This is a genomic window from Pueribacillus sp. YX66 (genome assembly GCF_041725775.1).
Lineage (GTDB): Bacteria > Bacillota > Bacilli > Bacillales > UBA6769 > Pueribacillus.
Map to the genome: position 1 here is coordinate 1 of NZ_JBEUEL010000071.1, position 1,670 is coordinate 1,670.

Here is a 1,670-nt window from a genome sequence, read left to right on the forward strand (position 1 = left end):
AAATACAGTTAAATTATCCCATATTTATCACATGTTGAGGGAAGATTATCTCGAAGAATTTTTACTCCTCAGACCTGCACTTCATTCTTAAATGTTTTTAAAAGGATTGATGTAATGTGCGTAATCGTTGGTTTATTACTTTTCGTCTCTATTTTGGTACTCGACAATCCAGCTATTCAGCATCAATGTTGAGGATTATCAAGAGATTACCTTAGAGCCCGGTGACACGCTCTGGGGTATTGCAGAGCAATACGGCCACAATCCTATTCGATTCGCCCAATGGGTTGAGGAAAACAACAACGTCGATGCTTTTAATTTAAAAGCAGGGCAGACCGTTTACATTCCTGTTAAAAAAGGAGACTGAAACAACGGACAATTACGGTTGATTGTCCGTTGTTAATTGGTATAATGAAGGAAAACATATACCATTAAGAAGCGAAGCACGCATCTATCCTTTAGGGATAGGTGCGTTTTCTTTTCGCTAGAAAACGAAAGGAGAGTATTGACGATATGAACGTCGCAAGGCTGTCTAATGGTTACATCGTCACAGCAAAAGAATATTCGCCGACTAAGCATGGGACACAACTATTCTGCATCGATAGAGCATGTCAATCACCAGTTATTTTTGTTTCAGGAGGTAAGAATACGGCTCATTTTAAAACGACTGGAAAGCTAAAATCTAAGCATACAGCTCAATGTGGTTTTTTAAGACCTCTTACTTTCCACGAATCTATCGCAAAAATGACGGAATATCAAAAGCAATTAAAAGAAGCGAAAGGAAAAACTACAATTCGTTTGAATATGAGCAAAATTGATCCCGAATACAAACCAAAGAAAACCCCTCAAAAAATAGAGTCTGTTAAAGATGTTACTAGACTTTTAACATCGTTTGAACCAGACGAATTAGCCGGGATTCAAGTGAAAGTAAGTGATTACAAAATCCCACTTACTCAAATGGTGCTTTCTTCAGACGAAGCTCACAAATCATTATGGGATGGCAAATTAAACAACCAGATTCCTTATTTCGTTTACGGCAAAATTTCAAAAGTTGCTCGACGTGAAAAGGTTTATTATATCAACCTCGAACAAGCAGATAACAGTTTGTTCACCTTGATTGTGTTCGATAAACACTTCAAGTATTTCACGTATACCGATGAGCAACTCGTAAATCAAGACATTATCGTTTATGGATTTATTCGAAAGAACAAAGTCATGGCCGCTCGTTCGGCTTCTGAAATTGTGATTAAGTCTAACGATTATTTGGACTTTATCACAAATACAAATGAGGTGCTTCCCTAAATAGTTTATTAGGGTCATGTTTCCTTATATGAATTATCTCTTATACTTCATAGACCTTTGTTAAATGAAGTATAAGAAATTTTTATATTGGAGGTGATAATATGTTACAACGATTCATCAGTATGGTTACATTGGCCGTTGTTGCATACGTTATTTATCTTGGCTTAGTACCAGGTGTTACAGATGTAATCCTTCAAGATAAACCTAAACAACAAAGCGTCATTGAAGATTTTGTTTGGGCGGTAACTGAAGGTGTTGCAACAGGCGATGTAGGACAAAAAGTTGCTGAAGAAGTAAAGTGGACCCCATCGTCAAGACAACTTTTTTATAAATTTAAGGTGCATTGAGTTTTGCTCCTTCCTATCTTGCCA

General features: G+C 36.8%; 3 protein-coding genes. All 3 read left to right on the forward strand.

What is annotated here, in order from left to right; translation table 11 throughout:
* Positions 1 to 127: 127 nt before the first annotated feature.
* The 3 genes from yneA to ABU914_RS15325 all read left to right on the forward strand — a co-directional run bounded on the left by yneA (position 128) and on the right by ABU914_RS15325 (position 1,646).
* Complete coding sequence (gene yneA / locus ABU914_RS15315; RefSeq protein ID WP_379670560.1) at positions 128 to 364, forward strand: cell division suppressor protein YneA; 237 nt, start codon at positions 128 to 130, stop codon at positions 362 to 364.
* Positions 365 to 510: 146 nt separating this feature from the next.
* Positions 511 to 1,299, forward strand: a complete 789-nt coding sequence (locus ABU914_RS15320; RefSeq protein ID WP_379670561.1) for a hypothetical protein — start codon at positions 511 to 513, stop codon at positions 1,297 to 1,299.
* Positions 1,300 to 1,400: 101 nt separating this feature from the next.
* A complete protein-coding gene (locus ABU914_RS15325; RefSeq protein ID WP_379670562.1) occupies positions 1,401 to 1,646 on the forward strand; it encodes a hypothetical protein in 246 nt (81 codons plus the stop codon).
* Positions 1,647 to 1,670: the final 24 nt, after the last annotated feature.

Excerpts from the sequence above, each read along its gene's own strand:
- ABU914_RS15325 (WP_379670562.1), top strand. The coding sequence starts at position 1,401 with ATGTTACAACGATTCATCAGTATGGTTACATTGGCCGTTGTTGCATAC.
- ABU914_RS15320 (WP_379670561.1), top strand. The coding sequence starts at position 511 with ATGAACGTCGCAAGGCTGTCTAATGGTTACATCGTCACAGCAAAAGAA.